Here is a 22,836-nt window from a genome sequence, read left to right on the forward strand (position 1 = left end):
AATGTAGTTTGAATAACAGAAATTCACCTTCAACATATTAATCCACAATCGTATGCGATTGTGGATTTTTGCTGTTTTAGTTTTTTCACGACTTTTTAGTTTTGATCTGCATTTTCATTCTATCTAATCTGGGGAGGCTTGTCAGAGTTACCGTTTTAGGGAACCGGCAGTAATAAACAGTTATAGTTATTTTCCATCTTTACCCATATGAAAATATGTGAGTAAATAGGTTGGTAACGAAAGGGGGAAGAATATGACCTTTATGAATAAGCTTCCTAAAGCGATAGAAGCACAACTTAGAGAGAAAACGCTGTTTCATGCCGTATCAGATTTAATGAATGATGGTCAGTTTGGGGAAGAATGGCTGGTACTGACTGAAAAGGAAGTATCGGTGTGGAGTTCGGATGGGATGTTGGTGACTAAACTCGCATTTTCGGATATTACAGATGCCCGGGCTGTTGGCGGAGTAGGCGGCGGCTCATTGCTAGCGGATACCAAGAACGGTCCGATTATCCTTATACGCTACACAGCATCGCTTACTTCTATATTTGGATACGCATCTAAATTAATGGGTGCAGTGGCAAAAGGCGAAGAGCGACCAACGGTTTCTGAGAAAGAATTCCCGAGAAACTGTCCAAAATGCCGCAATCCGCTGCCGGACGATTCTCAAGCTTGTCCCGTTTGTAAAAACAACGGCAAGGTTCTGTTTCGAATGCTGAGCTATGCGAAACCTTACAAGCTGCAAATGGTTGCAGCAGCGATTATGTTGATTTTCACAACATTGGTTGAGCTTATCCCGCCATTTTTGACCAAAATGATTGTGGATGATGTGCTGACTCCGAAGGATATGGGCTCCACGCTTTTGTGGATTGTTATCGGCCTTGCAGCGACATCGCTGGTAGTCACCCTCATGCAGACCGTGCGCGGTATTATTGGCGTGTGGATCGGCTCTAAATTAATGGGCGATCTTCGGCACGATGTCTATAATGCCTTGATGAGATTGTCGTTATCCTTCTTTGACCGAAGGCAATCCTCGCAGTTCATTGGACGGGTAAACAATGATTCAGAGGCGATGCGGCAATTCATGACCGATGGTGTCATATGGGTTTCGGGTGAGTCGCTGCGTGTCATTGCGATTTTCATCATTATGTTTAGCTTTGATTGGAAATTAACGCTGCTCGCCATGCTGCCTATGCCGCTTATGATTATTTTGTCCAGTGTATTATGGCCGATGATCGGTCGGCGGTGGTATCAGCAGTGGAGGTCTATTTTCAGATTAAATGCTTTAGTTGGCGATTCTTTGCAAGGTATTCGTGTGGTTAAGGCGTTTGGTCAGGAAAAGACTGAAATGTCACGTTATACGGCAGCGAATAAGGAGCTCGTTCGTCATAATATTCGAATTGAAGGTCTGTGGCAGGGCATGTTCCCCGTCTTCGCTTTAGTCGCTGGAGCGGGTACCTTATTGATTTGGTATTTTGGCGGCAAAACCGTGCTTCAAGGCAATCTATCTATCGGTACCTTGATCGCTCTAGTTACCTATTTGGGCATGCTTCTTGGACCATTGCAGTGGGTAAGCCAAATGATCAACTGGGCAACGCATGCGATTTCGGCAGCCGATCGCGTTTTTGAAATTATGGATACCCCGTCTGATGTGCCCGATACTGTAAACCCAGCACAGATTGGCCGCGTAAAAGGCGAGGTTGAATTCAAAAAGGTGACTTATGGATACGAAAAGCATCACCCTGTGCTCAAAAGCGTAGACTTAAAGGTAGCCGCAGGCGAGATGATCGGATTAGTCGGACATTCCGGTGCGGGAAAATCGACGTTTATTAACATGATTTGCCGATTTTATGATTCGGATGAGGGTACGATTACGATCGACGGCACGAACATCCGCAATATTAGCCAGAACGACCTGCGCAAGCAGATTGGCGTCGTGCTGCAGGAGACGTTTCTGTTTGACGGGACGATAGCAGAAAATATTGCTTACTCTAAACCGGACGCTACAGAGCTGGAAATTATGCGCGCAGCCAAAATCGCTAATGCACATGATTTCATCGTTCAGCTGCCGGATGGCTACGACACGAGAGTTGGTGAACGCGGCCACAAGCTGTCTGGTGGAGAAAAGCAGCGGGTATCTATTGCTCGCGCCATTATTCATGATCCGCGAATTCTCATTCTGGACGAAGCAACGGCCTCTGTAGATACGGTGACGGAGCGTCAAATTCAAGAAGCGATATCGCGTCTGGTCAAAGGAAGAACAACGTTTGCGATTGCCCATCGATTGTCGACTTTGCGCAATGCAGATCGGCTTGTTGTGCTGGATCACGGCAAAATTGTTGAAGTAGGAACGCATGAGGAGCTGCTGGCTTCCGAGGGTGCATACTACAAGCTGGTTGAGGCGCAAAAGGAAATGTCCAAGATCAAGGGGGTTGAAAATGCATGATTGATTCCAATGATATTGGTGTTGAAATAAACACGAAGGACCCTTTTGAGATTAATCTATTGGAACCCAACGCGGTCTCATTTTCCCGCAGCCAAGGCGGCGTTTTTCAAGGCGTTGTAGAAGGAAAGGCATATGAAGAAATCATACTCTTTCGTATATTTCCTTTCCAATACACGACCCAGTATATTTCCGTCCGCGATGCCAAGGGTGAAGAGATCGGCGTTATTCAGAATATTGAGCAGCTGGATAAAGAAAGCCGATCCGAAATGGATAAGGAGCTGAAGCTTCGGTATTTCCTTCCGCTTGTAACTCATATTGATTCCATTAAGCAAAAAGCCGACATGTGGATTTGGGAGCTGCAAACGAATTTGGGACCGACTCGTATCGTCATGCGGAATTTGCATGAGCATATGCAATACACGAGTGATAATCGAATTATTCTGACCGACATCAACGGCAAAAGATGTGAAGTTCGTGATTGGAAGAAGTTAGACGGCCACAGTCGCGGTCAGTTGAAGGATGTCTTATAAGGCAACGAATATCGTGCTGTCCCTCTTTTTCAAAATAAAAAGAGAGGGCGGCACTTTTGTATTGTCTTATGTTGCTCGTGTAGAAAAAAAGTAGATTGCATGTGAAAATCATCGTAAGATAGAATGAATATCCACTTTCAACCAGCATCCCAATGATCAATGGAAGGATCATGTGTAAATGAACAAAATAGTTAAAATAACGACAGGCACAATTATTATTGCGGCGTTCAGCTTGATGGTCTATCTTGGGTATAGCTATCTCAACAAACTCAAAACCGAATTATCAAGTATCGCCTTGTCGGAGCTCAGTACAGGGAAAGAAGTGGCGGTTGATTTTGCGGAGAAACCAACGGTTTTATCCATCTTTACTTCATGGTGCCCTTACTGTAATGAGGATGCCCCAAAAATGGTCGCTTTGCATGAAAAGTATAAGGATAAAATTAATGTATACGGTATAAATGTTACGAATCGTGATGAATTATCAGAGGTAAAAAACTATGTGGAGCAGCATGAAATTACATACCCAGTCCTCCTGGATAAAACGGGGGATGTATACAAGTACTACGGCGGAGATGGCTTCCCAGCTCTGTGCTTTGTGAATACGGACGGGGAGATCATTGATTACATTATCGGATCGCTTGACCAAGATGAAATAGAAGCTTCGTTTAAGAAGCTTCTCGGCGAGACCTAAAGGAGAGATACTTTTGATTCAATACAAAAATGAACAGGTAACCGTGTTCCAAAGTGAGTTATATCAAACGACAGCGACGGTCATTCAGACAGAGGAAATGGTACTCATCGTAGATCCGAACTGGCTGGCGGGAGAAGTTGAGGCGATAAAAGAGTATGTAAATGAGATTAAAGGTGATCGAGCTTTGTATCTATTATTTACTCACGGAGATTTTGACCATATTATTGGTTATCAAGCTTTCCCTGATGCCACAACCATCGGCAGTACCGGGCTGCAGCATCATCCGCAAAAAGAAGAGAAGCTTGAAATGATTCGAGATTTTGATCGCAAAAACTATATTGTAAGAAATTATCCTATCGCATTCCCGAACCTTGATATCATAATTAAAGAGGATGGACAGCAGCTGCACGTAGGAGAAACGACAATGACTTTCTATCTTGCGCCGGGTCATACGGAGGATGGATTAATAACGATCGTGGAGCCGTTAGGAATCATGATTGCAGGAGACTATTTATCCGATTTCGAGCTGCCTTTTATTTATCAAAGTGCGAAGGCGTATAATCATACCCTTGAGAAGGCTGCCCGTATTTTTACAACGCATTCCGTTCGCTTGCTTATACCGGGTCACGGAAAAGCGACAGCCGACTCGTCAGAGATGAAGAGACGTTTGGCTATGGCATCGGATTATCTAAACCGCCTTTGTGAGGCAGTTATGGCAAATAACGAGACTGCTCTTGCTGCGCTCTACCGTGAGCATGCCTTCTTATCCACCTTTACGGAATATTGCCACAAGGAAAATGTATCGATTATACAACGTGAATATCAGTAATATTATAACCAACGAACATTAAAACACCCTAACGAGGAGCCGCTTGCGTGCTGCGCGATAGGGTGTTTTTGGTTTATTTACGTTTAAACTTCCTTTTTCATAGTATATTATGGAAGTGACTGATGTTTACTATTCTATCAACTAATGGAGAACGCATATGAACTATGATTGCTTAATTGTGGATGACGAGACGGTTCTTGCAGAAACGACGAGTGAATATTTTAATATGTTTGAGGTCAAATCAGCATACGTGTCAAGTGCAGAGGAATGTGAGCTCTTTTTACGGGAAAATGAAGCGTCGGTTATCCTGCTCGACATTAATCTTGGTCATACTTCCGGGTTTGATTTATGCAAGAAGCTCAGACAAACGACACAAATTCCGATTCTGTTTATTAGCGCTCGGTCCAGTGATGACGATATTCTTATAGCCCTTAACATAGGCGGCGACGATTATATCCAGAAGCCTTATACGCTGAGTGTGCTGCTTGCGAAAGTGAAGGCTGTCCTCAAAAGATACGGGAATCAAAGCCCAACCGAAATGCTAGAGTTTGGTGAAGTGAAAATTGATTGCAAGCTTTGCCGCGTTCGTGTGAACGGTGTAGATATGAAGCTCAAAACGATGGAATATAAATTGCTCTGTTACTTGGTGAAAAATAAAAACAGAGTCATTTCAAAAGAAGAGCTGTTTGACAAGGTGTGGGGTGACTCCTTTGCCGGAGATGGAACTCTTAATGTACATATTCGCCACTTGCGCGAGAAAGTCGAACCGAATCCCAACCAGCCGCAATATATTAAAACGGTATGGGGGACGGGATACGTCCTGGAAGATCACAAGTTATGAGAATAAAGTGGCTGTTCATCACTATCCTCTTTGTATTTGCAACAGGCAGTGCAGCTTCTTGGCTCGTTATGAATAGCAAGACGGATACCGAAGTGGATATGGTAGCTTTAAATGAGGTGTTAAAAAAGCTTGAGAGCCACTGGGGGCAAATCGATCAAGCGAATTTCAGCACGATAAAGCAGTCATTCAGCGTTATCGATACTCATGGCCAAGTACGCTTTCAAACATTCGAGGGGCAATCTCCTACCATTAATGATGCAATTAAAAATACAGATACGATAACAGATGTCGTGGTAGAGGGTACTTTAGTTGGCAAGCTTATTGTGCTAAACGATGATAAAAAAGTAATTCAGCAAATGAAACGGCAGCTTATTATCGTGCTCTTTATGACTTTTACCATGTTTGCGCTGCTGAGTGTCATCTATGTTTTATTTTTAAATTATAAGGTTTTCAAACCATTTCATAAGCTGCAAAGCTTTGCAGTTAACGTGGCGAGAGGGAATCTGGATATTCCTTTGAAAATGGGTCAAAACAACCCGTTTGGCGCTTTTACAGAGAGCTTCGACATTATGCGCGAGGAACTGGCTCTAGCAAGGCAAAGTGAATATGAGGCAAACCGCAGCAAGAAGGAGCTTGTAGCCAGCTTAAGTCATGACATTAAGACACCAGTCGCCTCGATTAAAGCGGTGAGCGAATTGATGCTGCTTCGAGCAGACGATGAGAAAGTAACGAAGCAATTAACGACGATTTATTCAAAGGCAGAGCAGATCAACCTATTGGTGAGCGATATGTTTACGGCGACTTTAGAGGAGCTTAATGAGCTGAAAGTAACGGTGACGGAGGAAGAAAGCAGTGTTTTAAACGGTATCATCGCTAACGTGAATTATGATGATCAAATCAGCTTTGCGCCTGTTCCTGCATGCCTAATCTTAACGGATGTATCGCGTTTACAGCAGGTATTTGATAATATTTTGAGCAACTCTTACAAGTATGCGAGTACCTCAGTTACCATTTTATCCGCAATAAAACACACCTATTTGGAAATAAGCATTATGGATTATGGAAAAGGTATTCATCCGGATGAATTGCCGCTCATGTTCAATAAATTTTATCGAGGAAATAATGCAGAGGGACACAGTGGCTCAGGGCTTGGGCTATACATATCTGAGTACTTGATGCAAAGCATGCAGGGCGATATAACCTGCCATAACCGTGAAGATGGTTTTAGCGTGACGTTAAAAATTAAGCTAGCTTAAAGAATTAAGAATTGGCTAAGGATTGAACAAAGCTTAACTAAGAATTGGTTTTGTATGATAGGACTGTAAGCTACATTACAGTCTTTTTTGCTTGGGGCTAGAGCGAAGCTATCATACAATTGCAGGATAAAGGAGATTTAATTTATGCCAAGCCTAATGTTAAGAACCGAAAAATTGTGCAAAACGTTCTCAAGCGGGGGAAATCAGCAGCATGTGCTAAAAAACCTCGACATTAGTTTAATGGAGGGTGACTTTACCGTTATTATGGGAAGCTCGGGCTCAGGCAAATCGACCCTGCTCTACGCGCTTTCTGGAATGGATAAACCGACATTAGGCGAAATTTATTTTGAGGAGAAAAAGATTTCGAAGCTAAATAACGATCAGCTGGCGATTTTCCGAAGGAACAATTGCGGCTTTGTATTCCAAAAGGTTTATTTGCTCGACAATATGAGCGTGCTGGATAATGCGCTGGCAAGCGGTCTGCTCGTTAGCAAAAACAAGCGGGCTATCGTAGCCAAAGCAAAAAAATTGCTTGCCCAAGTGGGATTAAATGAAACCTCATGGGGCAAATTTCCGGAGCAGCTCTCCGGAGGAGAAGCGCAGCGTGCTGGCATCGTGCGCGCGTTGATTAATGATCCCAAAATTGTGTTTGCAGATGAACCAACCGGCGCGCTTAATTCCGCTGCTAGCGACAGTGTGCTGGATGTCATGACGGAGGTTAATAAGAGCGGACAAAGCATTGTTATGGTTACACATGATATGAAAACCGCATTAAGAGGGAATAGAATACTTTACCTTCGTGATGGCGTTATTTTCGGGGATTTGCAGCTTAGTCCGTTCCATGTGGAAAATAGCCATAAACGGCATGAGCAGCTAAAAGCATTTTTGGCTGAAATGGGGTGGTGAGATGAACATCGTCAACCTAGCCTGGGCCAACATCAGAAAAGGCAAAAGCGCGGCATTTTCCCTTTTTATTTTGATATTTATCGCAGCGCTGCTGCTTAATGTGGGAATGACGGTTATTTTCAAAATGAATACGTTTTTTGATGATAAGGTGGCGGAACTACATGATCCTCACTTGAACATCATCATGGACAGTGCAAGCTATACGAATGCCAAGGGCGACTTTTTGAAAAACTATTCTGATGTGAGTGAGTATGCGCTCGAAAACATGGTGTTGATGAGTTCAGCCAAATTTCGTTATGGGGATAGTGACATGAGCCATGCCGCTGTTATCCTTAATGCGGATACTGATCGCACGATTGCACCATTAAAACTAATTGAGCAGATAGCCTTGAGCTCTGAACCGGATATATACCTGCCTTACAGCTTTAAAGTAAGCGGCGGGTATAAGCTGGCTGACAGCTTCATCTTTACCTATCAGGACAAGGAATATCGGTACCGGGTTGCAGGTTTTTTTGAGACAACGATGCTTGGCACCACCAACATAACGTTGATGAAATATTTTTTGCCGGATACGGAATATGAGCAGCTGCTCAGCCAGCTCAGCCTCAAAGAGGAAGGCACCTTCATATCTGCCAAGTTAAAAAACAGCGAGCAATCAATTCAACTGCTTAAAGATTACGAAGAGCAATTTCCCTTTTCCCATAATGAGGCAAGCTCCTTTTATTCTTCATTAGACGTCATGACGATGAAGGGCATAAGTACGATGACGATCAATCTGGTCGCTATGATTATGGTTGCTTTTGCGGCGGTTATTGTTGTGGTGTCATTGCTTGTTATTAAGTTCCGTGTCACCAATAGTATTGAGGATGGCCTTGTTAATATTGGTGTTCTGAAAGCAGTGGGCTATACGAGCCAGCAAATTATTTTATCTATTATGATGCAGTTTATGATCATTACCTTATTGGCAAGTATTATGGGGGTGGCGGTCACTTACACCGTTATGCCTGTATTCGGAGGCATTATTTCTACGCTGTCTGGACTGCTATGGAATCAAAGCTTTAATGCTGTAATTAATTTAGCCAGTATTCTAATTGTAGTTGTACTTGTCGTGACTGTGACCCTTCTCGCTTCAATACGTATTAGAAAGCTGCATCCAATAGCGGCGCTGCGGGGAGGCATTGTGACACATAGCTTTAAGAAAAATCGCTTCCCCCTAGATCAAGCCAAGGGTGGATTAAGCTTTGTGCTTGCTTGCAAAACCATCGTGATGAACATCAGGCAGAACATTATGATTACCTTTATCGTTGCCGCCGTAACCTTTGCCTCTGTTTTTGCTATCGTTCTTTATTACAATATAGCAACAGATAAAACAGCCTTCATTCACCTCGTTGGTGCAGAAACCTCGAATGTCAATGTTCAGGCTAAAGAGGACGTAGATAGTGAGGCGCTGTTTGAATCCATTAAGCAAATGGATGGTGTTGAAAAAACGGTATTACTGGACTATTTAATAGCGAAAGTTGACGATAAACCGTTTGCTATGACGATTTCCGATGATTACAGCGGGTTGGAAAACCAAATGGTGTATGAGGGACGATATCCGCAATATGATAATGAAATTGTCGTTTCGTGGGCAGTATCGCAGCTGCTTGAAAAAAACATTGGCGATACGGTCAAAGTAGATATAGGGGAAGGAAGTTATTCTTTTTTAATTACCGGCCTGAGTCAGTCTATTAGCAATATGGGGCAAATATCATCTGTCACTTTGGAAGGTGTTCGGCACCTCATTCCAGATTATACAGGCAAGATGCTCAACGTTTATTTAAATGGTATCGATAATGCGAGCTTTATCAAAAATAGTAAAGTACAATACGGAAGCTCAGTAGAGGAATTTGTTGATGTAGATGAGACGATAAACAGCCAAAGCAGCGTCTATATTTCCGCGGTGTTTGCTGTTATGGTGCTTGTTCTCGCGATTACTGTATTGGTGGTCGTTCTCATTCTTTATCTTGTTATTAAAACGATGATTCTCAAGCGCAAGAGGGAGCTCGGAATATTTAAAGCAACAGGATATACGACGAGCCAGCTAATGACGCAAATCATGCTAAGCTTTGTGCCAATTGTCATTATAGGGGTTGTTATTGGCGGTGTGCTGGGCAGCCTGTATACCAATTCCATGCTGACCTTGCTGCTCTCTGGAGCGGGAATTCACAACGTTCAGTTCATTATTAAATTGCCTCTTGTTATTGCGCTTTGTTTCGGAATTGTTATGTTGTCTTACGTTGTTTCCATTCTTGTGTCGCGGCGGATCAAAGGAATTTCTGCCTATGAATTAATTACAGAGTGAAAATATAGCCAATATGCAAGTAAGCGACCTTTCGGGGTCGCTTTTTTGTATACTCGGAAACGATACGCTTAACAAGGGATTGGAAAATCCTAAATAAAAGTGAACGAATCAAAAAAGATACGACGTTGTTGCCTAAGGGGATCAATCCTATAATTTGAAGAGTAGATAGTACTACTACTTATTTCGTATTTATTACGTCTAGGGGGATTCTAATGAAAAGAACGTTGTGGTCGGCTTGTCTATCTGTACTCTTAATATCCGGCTTGCTGCTCGTCAGCGCATGTGGGGGAAACAATGCGAATGACAAAAACGCTACGTCGAAGAACAACACATCGTCAACCGGAAATGAAAATACAAATACCGGAGCATCCTCCGTACAACCGGCGACGAATGGGGAACCAGTCGTTATTAGGCACACGATGTACGACAGCGAGTTTACAAGCGAGATGGTTGCGGAATTCGAGAAGTCTCATCCCAACATCAAGGTGGAGATCGTATCCGCTGATTACAACAAGCTCATGGCAATGATGGCGGCTGGTAACGGGCCAGATATCATTCGTACGAACTCTGTTACCGAGCTTCCTGGTTATGTTCTGAAAGGGATGGCGCTTGATTTGACTACAAACTTCAATCAAAGCAGCGTATTCAAAACAGATGATTTTCTTCCTGTCGTAAATCAATTTAAATACGATACTGTGACTGGATTGCATGGCACCGGATCGCTGTATGGCTTCCCTAAAGATTGGTCGCCAGACTATACGATTTATTACAATAAAAAAATGTTCGAAGCGGCCGGAGTGCCATTGCCTAGCAGTACGGAGGCGATGACATGGGAGGAGCTTGTGGAGTTAGGACAAAAGCTGACGGTCAAAAATGGTAAGAAAGTGAGCCAATATGGGCTCGTTTATTTCAACGGCGGAACCGTTGCAAACCAGGATCTTTTAAACCTTCAGCTGCTTCAGCAAGGCGGAAGCATGTTCAGCAGTGATTTCAGCACAGCAGATTTATCGACACCGCAGATGAAGGACTTGCTTCAATTCTGGGTAGATACTGCGAAGTCGGGAGTAGGACCTAGTCCCCTGCACCAAGAAACAGATTGGGGCGGGCAATTGTTTGTGGACAACAAGGCAGCTATTATTATCGCGGGATATTGGTTCTCTGGGTTCCTAAAGACAAATGAGCTTACGAAGGACCGATTAGGTGAATTTGGCGTAGCTCCTGCACCGGTAGTTGAAGGAGGAAAACGAATTTCGCCGACCGGCGCAGGTACAGGTGCAATTATTTACAAAAACACGAAGCATCCAAAAGAGGCATGGGAAGTGTTCGAATGGTTCTTTGGCGGTAAGCCTGCAGAAGATCGCGCAAAAGCAGGATACGGCTTGCCAGGCACGAAGACATTTGCGGCTATGCTTCCGCAATCTAATGAATTCGACAAAATGAATTACGACTTTATCCAGAATGAACTGCAGTATACGGACGGCAGCTTGCCGTATAATCCATACCTCAATTATCAAGCGGTTAACTCGATATTTGATAAATATTTCACTCCAGTGTATTTCGACAAAGATACGGTGGATGGCGCTACGAAAAAAATGACTGAAGAGCTAAACACACTCATTACGGAAGGCAAGCAACTCGTCAGCCCAGAGTAAGAAGCGTTATAGGGTTGCCGGAGCAGATCATTCTCCGGCAGCTCTTTTTTTAATGATTCACATACGACGTAAAGCAAGGAGGCTTCCATGAGTCAATTAGCCAACCCCGGAACGGCAGCAGCCTTCCAAACCAAGCGGGGACGATTCCGCAAGAAAAGCTTCAAAGAAGCCGTTGAATTTTATATTTTTATTTCTCCGTGGTTCGTTGTTTTTATTTTCTTAGGTCTTATTCCACTGTTATACGGACTATATTTGAGCTTTACCAATTATGCAGGATTTAATATGGATCGGTTGACCTTCGTTGGACTAGACAATTACCGCAAAGTATTTACGGATAACGATGCGATGTATTCGCTTGGCCGAACCTTGTTTTTCACGGTAATTATGGTTCCAACCAGCATCGTGTTAGGCTTCTTGCTCGCTGTGCTATTAAACCAGAATATTAAGCGAATTGGGCTCTATCGCACGCTGTTTTTTATTCCATCTATAATTCCCGTGGTAGCTGTAGGAACGATGTGGAGATCCCTGTTTGTAGATGAAGGCGTAATTAATAACCTATTGATTGAAATTGGGATGGAGCCTATAGATTGGCTCGGCTACGACTACGCCATCTATCCGCTTATCATTATGCTTCTATGGGGTGTGGGTGGAGGTATTCTCATCTATTTGGCAGGATTAAAAGGCGTGTCAAAAGACTTGTACGAGGCTGCGGCCATCGACGGAGCCAAGACGTTCCAACGCTTTACGAAAATTACGATTCCTCTTGTTACACCGGTATTGTTCTTTCAATTCATAATGAGTATCATCGGCTCTTTGCAAATATTCGTGCAGCCTATCCTTCTTGCGGCTAACTCAAACAGCCTATTGTCGACACCAATCCGGCCTAACTATGTTTATTCGGTACATGCATTTCAACAAATATTCGCTTATGGCCGTTTTGGATATGGGCTTGCGCTGCTCTGGGTTCTTTTCATTATGATATTGGTTCTAACTGTCGTAGTTTTCTCTTCGAGCAAGCTATGGGTATTCTACGAAGTTGATCAGGAGGGAAAGTAAGATGGTAAACGCAGGTGTAAAGAATACGTCATTCAGAATTGTTACCTATACATTGCTGGTCTTGCTTTCCATTCTTTTTGTCATCCCGCTTTACTGGCTTGTGACAAACTCTTTGCAAGTGGTAGGATCAGCTTCAACATTCTGGCCAACCAGCCTGCACTTCGAAAATTACAAGTATGCATTAACCTTCATTGATTATTGGAGTTACGCTAAAAACTCAATCATCATTACCGTTATTTCTGTGGTCATACCTACGATAACAAGCGCCTTGGTCGGTTATGGATTCGCAAGGCTTCGGGGACCGGGGAAAAATGTTTTATTTCTACTGATGCTTTCCACGATGATGCTGCCAGGTATCGTTACTCAGATCCCGACGTACGTCATTTTCTTCAAAATTGGCTTTATTAATACCTTTTGGCCTTGGTTTTTTTGGGCTTTGGGCGGAAGTGCGTTCAGCATCTTTTTGTATCGCCAATTTTTTGCGACATTTCCTAAAGATTTAGAGGAAGCAGCCAGAATTGATGGTTGTTCGACCTATCGTATTTTCTGGAATATCTTTTTGCCGATATCGCTCCCAGTCATTGCAACGGTATCGATCCTCGCTTTTAACGGATCATGGGGCAATGATTATATTACACCTTTCATGTTTCTGCAAAATGATAAATACCCGCTGGCTACAGCTTTGTTCTCGATCGGTTATGTTTTTCCCGGGCAGAAGGAAATTACGATGACGCAGGTACAGAGCGCTGGCTTGGTTCTGTTCGTATTGCCCATTATCATTGTGTTCTTCTTAGGGCAGCGTTATTTGGTAGAAGGAGTCGTATCCTCGGCTGTCAAAGGATGATCAGAGCATTAAGCATTGGGGGGATTTAGATGAAAGGAAATAGGAATCCAAAGCGTGTTATTAGATTAATTCTGCTTCAGGTTATGATGGCAGCCATACTCATCCAGACGTTAGCTGGATGTGCGCAGGCGCAGGAGAACGTAGAAGAAAAACCAGTTCAAACCTACGCAGCGCCGGTTGACTTACCTGTGAACTACCGTTCGGACGACTTCACAGTGAAAGCTGGAGAGAGCGATATTGATTTATACAACGCAGGCAATAACAGCTGGAATAAACCGGTCTCTTACGGATATTTCGATATTCCAACCAGCAGTACGATTGCGGTAACACCGAATTTCGAATTTTCGTCCTTTGAGCTAGTGCCTAGATCGCTTGGGATTAAAGGCGAACGCAGTGGAAACACCATTACGTTCAAGCTAAATGGTCCAGCCAACGTTTCTTTAGTGCTGGACGGCAATTATCAGGGTAAAGTATTGCATCTATTTGCTGAGGCTCCTGAGACGGATATTCCCGACCCTACAGATCCTAATGTTATCTACTTTGGTCCTGGTTTTCATGACTTAGGGGAATATGGGACGCCACCAACCATGATCAAATCAAACCAAACCTTGTATATTAGCGGCGGTGCGGTTGTGAGAGGCAGGTTCCGAGCCGATCATGCAACGAATATTACGATAAGAGGCAGGGGTATTATTCTTAATGATTACAGAAACCAAGATGAATATGATGATATCGCATTAGCACTGAACTACGTCACCAAGTCCACGGTTAGAGATATTATTGTCAATCGAGATACGAATAGTTGGACGTCATCGATGCATGGCAACAGCGACGTTGAAGTCATTAACTATAAAGCTGTAAGTCCAAGGTATGCCAGCTCAGACGGGTTTAATATTGTAAGCAGTCATGATATCGTCTTTGACGGTTCCTTTATCCATTCCGCTGATGACTCGTTAGCCATTAAGGGATTGTCGCAAGAGGAAGATCCTGCTAAAGCGCTTCCTGTATACAATATCACTTATAAGAACGCTCAGCTTTGGGCGGATGGCAATAACGCAATCGGCATCGGCGCAGAGACAGTAGCCGCTTATTTTAAAAATATTCATTTTAACAATATTGACGTGTTATATAATTTTGACGATCGTGATCATCCAGATGGGTTGACAGATCGTTCTGCAATCAATATTTTTGCGCTGCATGGCACGGAATTCAGTGATATTTCATTTGAGAATATTAGAGTAGAGAAAGCAAAAAGGCTGATTAATATTCAGATGGACACAACGTTTTACTTTGGTGCTATACAGGGGAACTGGGCATGGCCCGGATCAATTAAAGGGATCCGATACAAGGATATTACTTCTTATTCGGATGGAACGAACGAAATTAAAGTTCAGGGCTGGAGCAGAGACCGTATGATCTCGGATGTTATTTTCGACAATATCAAGATTAATGGGAAGAAAGTAAAGGCCGTAGATGATCCGCATTTTACAATAAACCAATATGCAGAAAATGTGCATGTGAAATAGGAGGGAGTCATGCGATTAGGTGAAATTCATCTGCGCGATCCTTTTGTATGGACGGACAGCAGCAATGGCTGCTATTACATGTATGGTACGAACGGCGACACCGCTTGGAATGGCAAAGCAAACGGATTCGATGCGTATACGAGCAGCAATTTAATCGACTGGGTAGGTCCTTTTCCCGTATTCCGACCACCTACAGATTTCTGGTCCGATCATCACTATTGGGCACCAGAGGTACATCTCTATCGTGATAGGTACTATATGTTTGCGAGCTTTAAGGCGCTTAATAAGTGCAGAGCTACACAGATACTGGTCGCGGACCATCCCTTAGGGCCATTTGTTCCGCATGGCGATGGACCGATAACACCTCCGGAATGGGAGTGTTTAGACGGTACGTTATTTGTGGACGATGACGGTGTTCCGTGGATCGTGTTTTGTCATGAGTGGACACAGGTCAAGGATGGAGAAATACACGCCATGCGCTTGACGCATGAACTCGATAGGGCGCTGGGTAAACCCGTTTTATTATTCAAGGCATCACAAGCGTATTGGCCAGTAGAAGCCGAAGGAAAAGGGAATTTCGTAACGGATGGGCCTTTCTTGTTTCGGTCTGACGCCGGACAATTATTAATGATGTGGTCTAGTCACGGCAAGCAGGGTTATGCCATTGGAATAGCACAATCGGTTACGGGTCATATTTTGGGTCCGTGGTTGCAGGAGCCAGAGCTATTATTCGAGAAAGATGGAGGTCATGGCATGCTGTTTCATACGCTGCAGGGGCAGCTGTTGCTATCGTTACACATGCCAAATACTCATCCTAATGAGCGACCTATTTTCTTATCCATCCTTAGCACTGATGGAAAGCCTCAAGTGGAGCACAAAAAACAATTAGAGGCATGAATGGACGACGAGGAGAGATTGATATGGAAGAGACGATTGTTTATAAAGGGGATTATGCATCCATTCGGATAGATCCCGCCCCTAAGGGGATCCATTACGCGGTGAGTGAAGAAAGGTTAAAGCGACAAGGTGAGGACGCATATGGAGCTGATCCCGACGGACTTGTGCTATCCAGGGACTGGGAGTTATGCGTCGGCGGGCATGCTATCCCTGTATATGCTGCTCCCGTCACCAGCGGTGGGCCTGCTTCATTTGCTTCGTTATCTTATGTAGGTGAACCGGGCAAAATCACGCTTGTTGCACGTAGCGCAAGGCCAGTTCACAGCGCATCTATTCACCCATTTTCGCTTGGGCTGTCTCCAAAAACGCTGGAGCAGGAAGTCCATATTCCGATAAACGGCCCTTGTAAGTTGATTATTGAGACGAATGAAAATCAGGATTGTCCTTTGTTCATAACGGTACATGCCGAAGAACGAAATGTACCCCACGCTGGCAACCCAGATGTCATTTATTACGGGCCGGGTTTGCACAGGGTCAGCAAGCTGGAGCTTGCGAAGGGGCAGACACTTTATATCGCAGGAGGTGCTGTCCTTCAGGTGTTTGTTCCGGAAGATGAAGTCCCGATGGTCGAGAGCGACTGGGCAAAAAAGAAGGTTTATCAGGACTTTATTGTCGCGGAACACACCGAAGATATACAAATACGAGGACGAGGCATTATTGATTTATCCCAGCTGGATTGGCATGCTCGAAAGGCAATATTTATTAATGAAAGCAAACGTATTCAGATTGAGGGTTTAACAATTGTCGGAACATCGCATTGGACGATTCATCTATCCAAATCGAGCGATTGCACCATAAATGACATTACTTTAATCGGTTACCGGGAGAACAGTGACGGGATTGATATTGTTAATAGTCAGGATATACATGTAGCAAACTGTCTAATCCGTACGGGCGATGATGCGGTCGTCGTCAAGGCAATGGCTGCTCCTCCTGCGGTTGGGGGACGAAATATTACCGTTCGCCAATGTACGGTATGGAATGATAAGGTGCGCTGCTTCGGTATTACGGGGGAGACGAGAACAAATATTCAGGACGTCGTATTCGAAGATTGCGACATTGTGCATAGTACAGCTACATGGACGGAGGAGCTGGGCTCCCTCTGTATTATTGTAGGAGACTCCGGCACTATTGAGAGGGTTCGATTCGAGAATATGAGGATCGAAGATGAACGCCAGTATGCCATGGCGTGTCTGATCTTCAAAGACCGTTGGTCGGTAGACAGCGAACCAGGCCATATCAATAATATACTATTCCGAAACATTTACCTGTCTAAGGAAGTGCCGTCTCTCTTTCATGGGTATGACGCGAGCCATGTGGTTAAAGATGTCTTGGTTGATGGATTGTTTATTGATGGAAGACCAGTCGAGCGATTGGAGGATGCGAATCTCCGAATGAATGACTACGTTAGCGACATAAGCATATGTGGAAAATCTGAATAGTGACTAATAGAGATTTTCTTCGTATTTTCCCCACCCTTATATTATATAATGGAGTAGATTGTTATCCTCAGAGGGGGATTGCGAATGACTAGCAATCGATACAAACTTATGATCGTGGACGATGAATACGAAATTAGGCAAGGGCTTAGGAGCATTGACTATTCGGCACTTCAGATCGAAGTATCAGAAGATTGCGAGAATGGACTTTTTGCTCTAAAGTCTTTAATAAATGAACCGGTGGATATCGTGGTAACGGACATTCGGATGCCTCTTATGGATGGGCTGGAGTTGGTAGAAAAAGTGGCCGCTCTGTATCCCCACACGAAAATTATTATTTTGTCGGGTTATGATGATTTTGAATACGCGAAGTCGTGTATGAAACATGGAGCGCTTGATTACTTGCTTAAGCCGCTTGATTTCGATGAATACGAGAAAATTTTGGCGAAAGCGGTTCGTCTCATTAGCCAAGAGAAAGAGCAGCAAGCTAAAACGCTCACGCTTGAGAGGAAGGCAAAGCTGTCCGCGAATCATTTGCGAAAGAAGTTTTTAAGGGATATTCTGCAAAGCGAGATGACAGAAGAGGCTATCGAGCTGGAAAGCGCATCGGCTGAAGTCATGCTGGAGGAGAACGGGGACTATGCGGTATGTCTGCTTCGTTTTTCAGAATATCCGAATAAACCTAGAGGTGTTGGCGACAAGGATTGGAACTTAATCGTCTTTACCTTGGACAATCTGCTGCAGGATTTATGGGATGAGAAAGGCCTCGGTTATCATTATGTGGATCAAGAAGGACAATGCTCGTTAATTGTTTCTGAGCCTGGTGCCGTATTGGCGCTGAGGGAAGGCGCGGGAGAATTGGCCGATCAGCTTGATCGTTTACTTCATGGCTTAAGACGTTTTCGCGGATTATTTAAATCGCATTTGTCGTACACCATTGGAAAGGTCATCTCGAAACCTGAACATATTCGGTTGTCGTACCAGGGAGCGAGATTATTGTTTCAAACGAAGGATGACCGCAATAGCCTTGAAACAAAAACATCAATGCAAGAAGAGGCCATCCCGCGTAAGTACGTCGAGCAGGTTAACGGCAAACGTCTCATACAAGAAGCAAAACTTTTTATTGAAGAGAACTTTGATCGGACGATCACATTGGATGACGTCGCCAAACATGTTCATTTGAATGCCAGTTATTTGAGCTTTCTGTTCAAAGAGCTTACTGGACAAAAGTACATTGATTATTTAACGGTGTACCGAATCGAGAAGGCGAAAACTTTATTAAAACTAACCAACCATAAAGTGCATGAGGTCGGAGAAATGGTAGGCTACGAGAATCCTAGGTATTTTACTTTGGTTTTCAAAAAGTATACACAGCAATCTCCGATTGAATATCGCAATACTTCTTATCACATAGATGACAAGGACGCATCATTATGAGATTTCGTTACCACCGTAACCGACTCGTAGTCATTGCCTTTCTGCTGACAGTGCTTTCAGAATGCACGTTAATCGGCATAAGTTATTGGAATACGCGGGATGTTGGTTCCGAGATTCAGCGGTCGTCCGAACAAAATCTTTCCAATCATGTTGAGAGTCAAATCGTATCGAAGCTCAATGAAATGAATTCCTTGGCATTGCAGATTGAATCGTTGGACTTTACGAATTACGCACGTTCGTTTTTGAGCCTTCGTTCGCGTGAAGAAGAAGCGATAGCAAGGAGCGAGCTCAATTCTCGTCTGGAGCAGCTGCACTTACCTCCAGGCTCTGTCGATCAAATTTATTTCATCGGGGAAAATATTAACCAGCAAAACTTCGGCAAATCTTTCACTACCAAAGAGTTTATTCCGGGCAGCCAAATTCCGTGGATCGATGAGCTAAGAAGTGCAGGCTTGCTCGATTCATTTACCCGGTATTACAGCATGCCGACTTACATTCCAGTCGGCATGTTCACGGATGTCCTCACAGCAAAGAAGGCGGATATTTCAGCGGATACGTGGCTGCGACTCGATCAATTTTTTAAGCACATAGAAGGGCATTTAATTATTAATAATGGTGTAAATTACTTAAACGTGCTGTCCGTTATTGTATTAGATGAACGTATTTTCTCGGCTGAGCTTCCTTCGGAAAGCATATGGAACGGCTACGTAAGCGTACTAGATGAGAATCGTCAGACGCTGTGGTCAAACTTGCCAAGCGAGGACGCCCTAGAGACAGCGGTGCATCGAATTGAAAACGGATTCAAAGAGTGGGAGCAGCACATAGAAGGCAATTATAGAGTGAGAGCGACACCTGTTTCCCCATACGGGCTAAATATTGTTTTCTTCGAACGGATAAGAAGCGATTCGTTATGGAGCCAGAATTATATCAACGCATACATTGGTTTCTTCATGTGCACATTGGTGATCAGCCTTCTGATTGCCTTTAAGTTTGCCAATATGATTATGTACCCATTCCAAGTGCTTGCTAGAATCGTATGGAAGAAGGGAAATGAACTAGATCTTCGGAGCATACCTGAGGAAAAGTTCTCCGAAGGTAAGTTTTCGAGATTGTCTATTCGGGGCAAAATACTGCTTTTGCTCGTATCGTCCGTTCTTATTCCAGTGTTAATGGCAATCGGCATGCATTTGTTCATGATGTATAATTACGTCTTTAACAAAGCAGTGGATTTATCAGTCGAATCTTCTGACCACCTTATTATAGAGCTGCGTGATCGAATGGAGCGTTACGAGAACTTAACGAATCGGTTGTCTACAGACAGCCGATTGACGAACCTGATATCTCCTTACTCTTATATGGAAAATATTGATGATTTTACAGTGGCAAGCTATCCTGGGTTAAGTGATCTTTCTTATTTTGTCTTATATGATATTGGGGGAGTTGCACGTTACTCGTCGGCATTCTTTAACAATTTAACTTTATTTAAGCTATCATCAATTGATTCTGAACTGCTGGAGGGTTTACAACCTGAACAAATGGTTTGGGTAACTGGGCTTGATGATGTCTATGGGCATCCGTCCTTGATGCTGATTAAGAAGCTGTCAGTTCCCTCGGCGTCCCCGGGTAAGTCGACGGATGCTTTTCTTCAGGTTGTTCTCAAGGAAGATGCATTCTCCTATGTGACCTCGGATCGCAAACAGAGCTTCGTCATGCTCGATCGTTCCGGTAAATTCATCTATTCCAATACGTCCTCGCAAGGGTTCAGGGAAGCGGCGGCCCATCAGTGGAATGGCGATTTGGAGAAGGTGGAGGATGTCTTAATCGATCAGGTGGAAAGCAGCAATCAGGTCATTGTACATCGTCAGATGGGGAGCTTGGGCTGGTCGACGTTTATTTTTATGACGATTGATGATATGTATTTAAAAATCAACAGTATGTTTCATCGCTTTATTTTGCTCATTCTCCTGATTATCATTATTATTTTGGCGGTAATGTGGAGTGTATCGTCCATGCTGGTCAAGCCGATTGAAAGGCTGAAGCAAGCTGTAGAGAAGGAGGAGGTGTTGCCGATTCAGCTGGAGCAGGGAGCAAATCCGAGGGATGAGATTAGCCAGCTCGTCGCAAGCTTTAATCAGATGATCAAGCAGATCCATGAATTAATGGAAGAGAATATTAATAAGCAAATCCGCGAGAAAATATTAGTTACATCTAGGATGAAGGCTGAGCTCGGCATGCTGCAGCAACAAATTAATCCTCATTTTCTCTATAACACTTTGGAAGCCATCAATATGCGAGCGAGGCAATATGGTGCGACTGAGGTTAGTACAATGGTGAACTCCTTAGCTAAAATATTTAGGTTTACGATAAATACCGGCAACGAAGTTGTGCCGCTTACTGAAGAAATTGAGCATACCCGTAATTATTTGACCATTCAGGAGCTGCGATTCCAAAACAAGTTTACCGTCAATTGGCAGCTGGAAGAGTCGACGATGAGAATGCCGGTCTTAAAGTTCATTTTGCAGCCAATTATCGAAAATGCACTTCAGCACGGCATAGAAGACCTTTATGGTAATGGTGAAATTGGTATATGTGTTGAATTTATAGACCACCGGTTGATTCTATCTATATCAGACAACGGAATAGGCATGAGCGAGGAAGAGTTAAGACAGGTAAAAGATTCGTTAAGCATGGCGACTGAGCCGATGCCAGCTCAGACCAAAGGAACAATGAAGCGTACCAGTGGTGTAGGTTTGATAAATGTATATCAGCGGCTGTGGATTTATTATGGCGAGCAATTAGAATTGGATATTAAGAGTGAGGAATTTATAGGTACAACGATAACAATCAAACTACCCATTGCGCCTGCAGTGGTGGATGATTCGTAATCTGCCGATTAACAGTCGCATAAACATATAATATTTGAGAGGAATGATTGTAAATGCCGTTAGTTGACATGCCGCTTGAGAAGTTAAAAGAGTACCAAGGAATTAATCCTCGTCCTGCTGATTTTGATGCTTATTGGGATCGTGCGATCGCTGAGATGCGTGCTTTAGATCCGCAAATTAAGCTCGTTCCAAGCTCATTCCAGACTCCGAACGCGGAATGCTTTGATCTCTACTTTACGGGCGTTCGCGGGGCTCGTGTCCATGCAAAATATGTTCGGCCAAAACATATTGCAGAGCCGCATCCCGCAGTCGTATTATTCCATGGCTATACGGGAAATGCAGGCGATTGGAGTGACAAGCTGGCTTATGCCGCATTAGGCTTCTCCGTTCTAGCTATGGATTGCCGTGGTCAAGGCGGGGAGTCTGAGGATTCCGGCAATGTGAAGGGAAATACACATCAGGGTCATATTATTCGGGGATTAGATGACCATCCGGATAATCTGTTGTTCCGTCATATCTATTTGGATACTGCACAATTAGCGGGCATCGCACTGGGCTTGCCTGAGGTTGATCCAGAACGTGTTTATGCAGCTGGCGGTTCGCAGGGCGGAGCGCTTACGATTGCTTGTGCGGCGCTTGAACCGAGAGTAAAGAAGCTTGCTCCTGTGTTCCCATTCCTTTGCGATTATAAACGCACGTGGGAGATGGATTTGGCGAAGGACGCGTATCAGGAGCTTCGCACCTTCTTCCGTTATTTTGATCCACTGCATGAGCGCGAGGATGAAATTTTTGAGAAGCTGGGTTATATCGATCTTCAATTTCTTGCAAACCGCATTCGCGGCGAAGTATTGATGTTTGTTGGCCTCATGGATACCATTTGTCCGCCTTCCACACAGTTTGCAGCTTATAACAAAATAACTGCTCCTAAGCAGTTAGTCATCTATCCGGACTTTGGGCATGAGCATTTGCCTGGTTCGTCGGATCGTACGATTCAATTTTTCTTAAACTAATATGAATGAAATAGAAATAAAAACTCTGACCTTATGGTCAATGTCATTAAGTTAACATAAGAGTCAGGACCGGGAATAAAAATAGAATCAGAAACGGCTTGGGAAAAAGTCCTGTGCCGTTTCTTTTTTTATGCAAGTATGAAAAAAGGGAACAGCAAACAAGCGGATGGATGATCAGCTTAAAAAA

The 22,836-nt window shown here is 43.7% G+C and carries 17 protein-coding genes; all 17 read left to right on the top strand.

Features of this window, described 5'->3' with window-relative positions:
- Nucleotides 1-253 precede the first annotated feature (253 nt).
- The 17 genes from AC1DM9_RS29595 (at nucleotide 254) to AC1DM9_RS29675 (ending at nucleotide 22,649) form a co-directional block, all read left to right on the top strand.
- Nucleotides 254-2,446: an ABC transporter ATP-binding protein gene (locus tag AC1DM9_RS29595; protein WP_477583681.1), complete on the top strand. Its 2,193-nt coding sequence runs from the start codon at nucleotides 254-256 to the stop codon at nucleotides 2,444-2,446.
- Nucleotides 2,443-2,976, top strand: coding sequence for a DUF1854 domain-containing protein (locus AC1DM9_RS29600; protein ID WP_477583683.1), 534 nt, complete (start codon nucleotides 2,443-2,445; stop codon nucleotides 2,974-2,976). Before AC1DM9_RS29595 ends, AC1DM9_RS29600 begins: the two co-directional genes overlap by 4 nt.
- A 178-nt stretch (nucleotides 2,977-3,154) precedes the next feature.
- Nucleotides 3,155-3,667 (top strand): TlpA family protein disulfide reductase, encoded by a 513-nt coding sequence (locus AC1DM9_RS29605; RefSeq protein WP_477583685.1) that lies wholly within the window; start codon nucleotides 3,155-3,157, stop codon nucleotides 3,665-3,667.
- Between the two features lie 13 nt (nucleotides 3,668-3,680).
- A complete protein-coding gene (locus tag AC1DM9_RS29610) occupies nucleotides 3,681-4,496 on the top strand; it encodes an MBL fold metallo-hydrolase (RefSeq protein WP_477583688.1) in 816 nt (271 codons plus the stop codon).
- A 157-nt stretch (nucleotides 4,497-4,653) separates the two neighbouring features.
- Nucleotides 4,654-5,337 (top strand): response regulator transcription factor, encoded by a 684-nt coding sequence (locus AC1DM9_RS29615; RefSeq protein WP_477583690.1) that lies wholly within the window; start codon nucleotides 4,654-4,656, stop codon nucleotides 5,335-5,337.
- Nucleotides 5,334-6,593 carry a HAMP domain-containing sensor histidine kinase gene (locus AC1DM9_RS29620; RefSeq protein ID WP_477583692.1) on the top strand — a complete coding sequence of 420 codons (1,260 nt, stop codon included), beginning with the start codon at nucleotides 5,334-5,336 and terminating at the stop codon, nucleotides 6,591-6,593. Before AC1DM9_RS29615 ends, AC1DM9_RS29620 begins: the two co-directional genes overlap by 4 nt.
- Before the next feature lie 156 nt (nucleotides 6,594-6,749).
- A complete protein-coding gene (locus tag AC1DM9_RS29625; RefSeq protein WP_477583693.1) occupies nucleotides 6,750-7,499 on the top strand; it encodes an ABC transporter ATP-binding protein in 750 nt (249 codons plus the stop codon).
- A gap of 1 nt (nucleotide 7,500) precedes the next feature.
- A complete protein-coding gene (locus tag AC1DM9_RS29630) occupies nucleotides 7,501-9,843 on the top strand; it encodes an FtsX-like permease family protein (RefSeq protein ID WP_477583695.1) in 2,343 nt (780 codons plus the stop codon).
- A 212-nt stretch (nucleotides 9,844-10,055) separates the two neighbouring features.
- Nucleotides 10,056-11,495 (top strand): ABC transporter substrate-binding protein, encoded by a 1,440-nt coding sequence (locus AC1DM9_RS29635; protein ID WP_477548857.1) that lies wholly within the window; start codon nucleotides 10,056-10,058, stop codon nucleotides 11,493-11,495.
- Nucleotides 11,496-11,582: 87 nt separating this feature from the next.
- The gene (locus AC1DM9_RS29640) at nucleotides 11,583-12,551 is read left to right on the top strand and encodes a carbohydrate ABC transporter permease (protein ID WP_430056046.1); all 969 of its coding nucleotides are present in this window, start codon (nucleotides 11,583-11,585) and stop codon (nucleotides 12,549-12,551) included.
- Between the two features lies 1 nt (nucleotide 12,552).
- A complete protein-coding gene (locus AC1DM9_RS29645) occupies nucleotides 12,553-13,395 on the top strand; it encodes a carbohydrate ABC transporter permease (protein WP_477548858.1) in 843 nt (280 codons plus the stop codon).
- Between the two features lie 29 nt (nucleotides 13,396-13,424).
- A complete protein-coding gene (locus tag AC1DM9_RS29650; RefSeq protein ID WP_477583697.1) occupies nucleotides 13,425-14,921 on the top strand; it encodes a glycosyl hydrolase family 28 protein in 1,497 nt (498 codons plus the stop codon).
- Nucleotides 14,922-14,930: 9 nt separating this feature from the next.
- Nucleotides 14,931-15,818 (top strand): glycoside hydrolase family 43 protein, encoded by an 888-nt coding sequence (locus AC1DM9_RS29655; RefSeq protein ID WP_477548860.1) that lies wholly within the window; start codon nucleotides 14,931-14,933, stop codon nucleotides 15,816-15,818.
- 23 nt (nucleotides 15,819-15,841) lie between these two features.
- Nucleotides 15,842-17,320, top strand: a complete 1,479-nt coding sequence (locus tag AC1DM9_RS29660; protein WP_477583699.1) for a glycosyl hydrolase family 28 protein — start codon at nucleotides 15,842-15,844, stop codon at nucleotides 17,318-17,320.
- An 84-nt stretch (nucleotides 17,321-17,404) separates the two neighbouring features.
- The gene (locus tag AC1DM9_RS29665; RefSeq protein WP_477548862.1) at nucleotides 17,405-18,754 is read left to right on the top strand and encodes a response regulator transcription factor; all 1,350 of its coding nucleotides are present in this window, start codon (nucleotides 17,405-17,407) and stop codon (nucleotides 18,752-18,754) included.
- Nucleotides 18,751-21,639 (top strand): sensor histidine kinase, encoded by a 2,889-nt coding sequence (locus AC1DM9_RS29670; protein ID WP_477583701.1) that lies wholly within the window; start codon nucleotides 18,751-18,753, stop codon nucleotides 21,637-21,639. The genes AC1DM9_RS29665 and AC1DM9_RS29670 overlap by 4 nt, the downstream gene beginning before the upstream one ends.
- A 53-nt stretch (nucleotides 21,640-21,692) precedes the next feature.
- Nucleotides 21,693-22,649 (top strand): alpha/beta fold hydrolase, encoded by a 957-nt coding sequence (locus AC1DM9_RS29675; protein WP_477583703.1) that lies wholly within the window; start codon nucleotides 21,693-21,695, stop codon nucleotides 22,647-22,649.
- Nucleotides 22,650-22,836: the final 187 nt, after the last annotated feature.

This window comes from Paenibacillus sp. 01T431 (genome assembly GCF_056398625.1).

Coding starts and splice junctions, on each gene's coding strand:
- AC1DM9_RS29595 (WP_477583681.1), top strand. CDS start 254: ATGACCTTTATGAATAAGCTTCCTAAAGCGATAGAAGCACAACTTAGA.
- AC1DM9_RS29600 (WP_477583683.1), top strand. CDS start 2,443: ATGATTGATTCCAATGATATTGGTGTTGAAATAAACACGAAGGACCCT.
- AC1DM9_RS29605 (WP_477583685.1), top strand. CDS start 3,155: ATGAACAAAATAGTTAAAATAACGACAGGCACAATTATTATTGCGGCG.
- AC1DM9_RS29615 (WP_477583690.1), top strand. CDS start 4,654: ATGAACTATGATTGCTTAATTGTGGATGACGAGACGGTTCTTGCAGAA.
- AC1DM9_RS29620 (WP_477583692.1), top strand. CDS start 5,334: ATGAGAATAAAGTGGCTGTTCATCACTATCCTCTTTGTATTTGCAACA.
- AC1DM9_RS29625 (WP_477583693.1), top strand. CDS start 6,750: ATGTTAAGAACCGAAAAATTGTGCAAAACGTTCTCAAGCGGGGGAAAT.
- AC1DM9_RS29630 (WP_477583695.1), top strand. CDS start 7,501: ATGAACATCGTCAACCTAGCCTGGGCCAACATCAGAAAAGGCAAAAGC.
- AC1DM9_RS29635 (WP_477548857.1), top strand. CDS start 10,056: ATGAAAAGAACGTTGTGGTCGGCTTGTCTATCTGTACTCTTAATATCC.
- AC1DM9_RS29640 (WP_430056046.1), top strand. CDS start 11,583: ATGAGTCAATTAGCCAACCCCGGAACGGCAGCAGCCTTCCAAACCAAG.
- AC1DM9_RS29645 (WP_477548858.1), top strand. CDS start 12,553: ATGGTAAACGCAGGTGTAAAGAATACGTCATTCAGAATTGTTACCTAT.
- AC1DM9_RS29650 (WP_477583697.1), top strand. CDS start 13,425: ATGAAAGGAAATAGGAATCCAAAGCGTGTTATTAGATTAATTCTGCTT.
- AC1DM9_RS29655 (WP_477548860.1), top strand. CDS start 14,931: ATGCGATTAGGTGAAATTCATCTGCGCGATCCTTTTGTATGGACGGAC.
- AC1DM9_RS29660 (WP_477583699.1), top strand. CDS start 15,842: ATGGAAGAGACGATTGTTTATAAAGGGGATTATGCATCCATTCGGATA.
- AC1DM9_RS29665 (WP_477548862.1), top strand. CDS start 17,405: ATGACTAGCAATCGATACAAACTTATGATCGTGGACGATGAATACGAA.
- AC1DM9_RS29670 (WP_477583701.1), top strand. CDS start 18,751: ATGAGATTTCGTTACCACCGTAACCGACTCGTAGTCATTGCCTTTCTG.
- AC1DM9_RS29675 (WP_477583703.1), top strand. CDS start 21,693: ATGCCGTTAGTTGACATGCCGCTTGAGAAGTTAAAAGAGTACCAAGGA.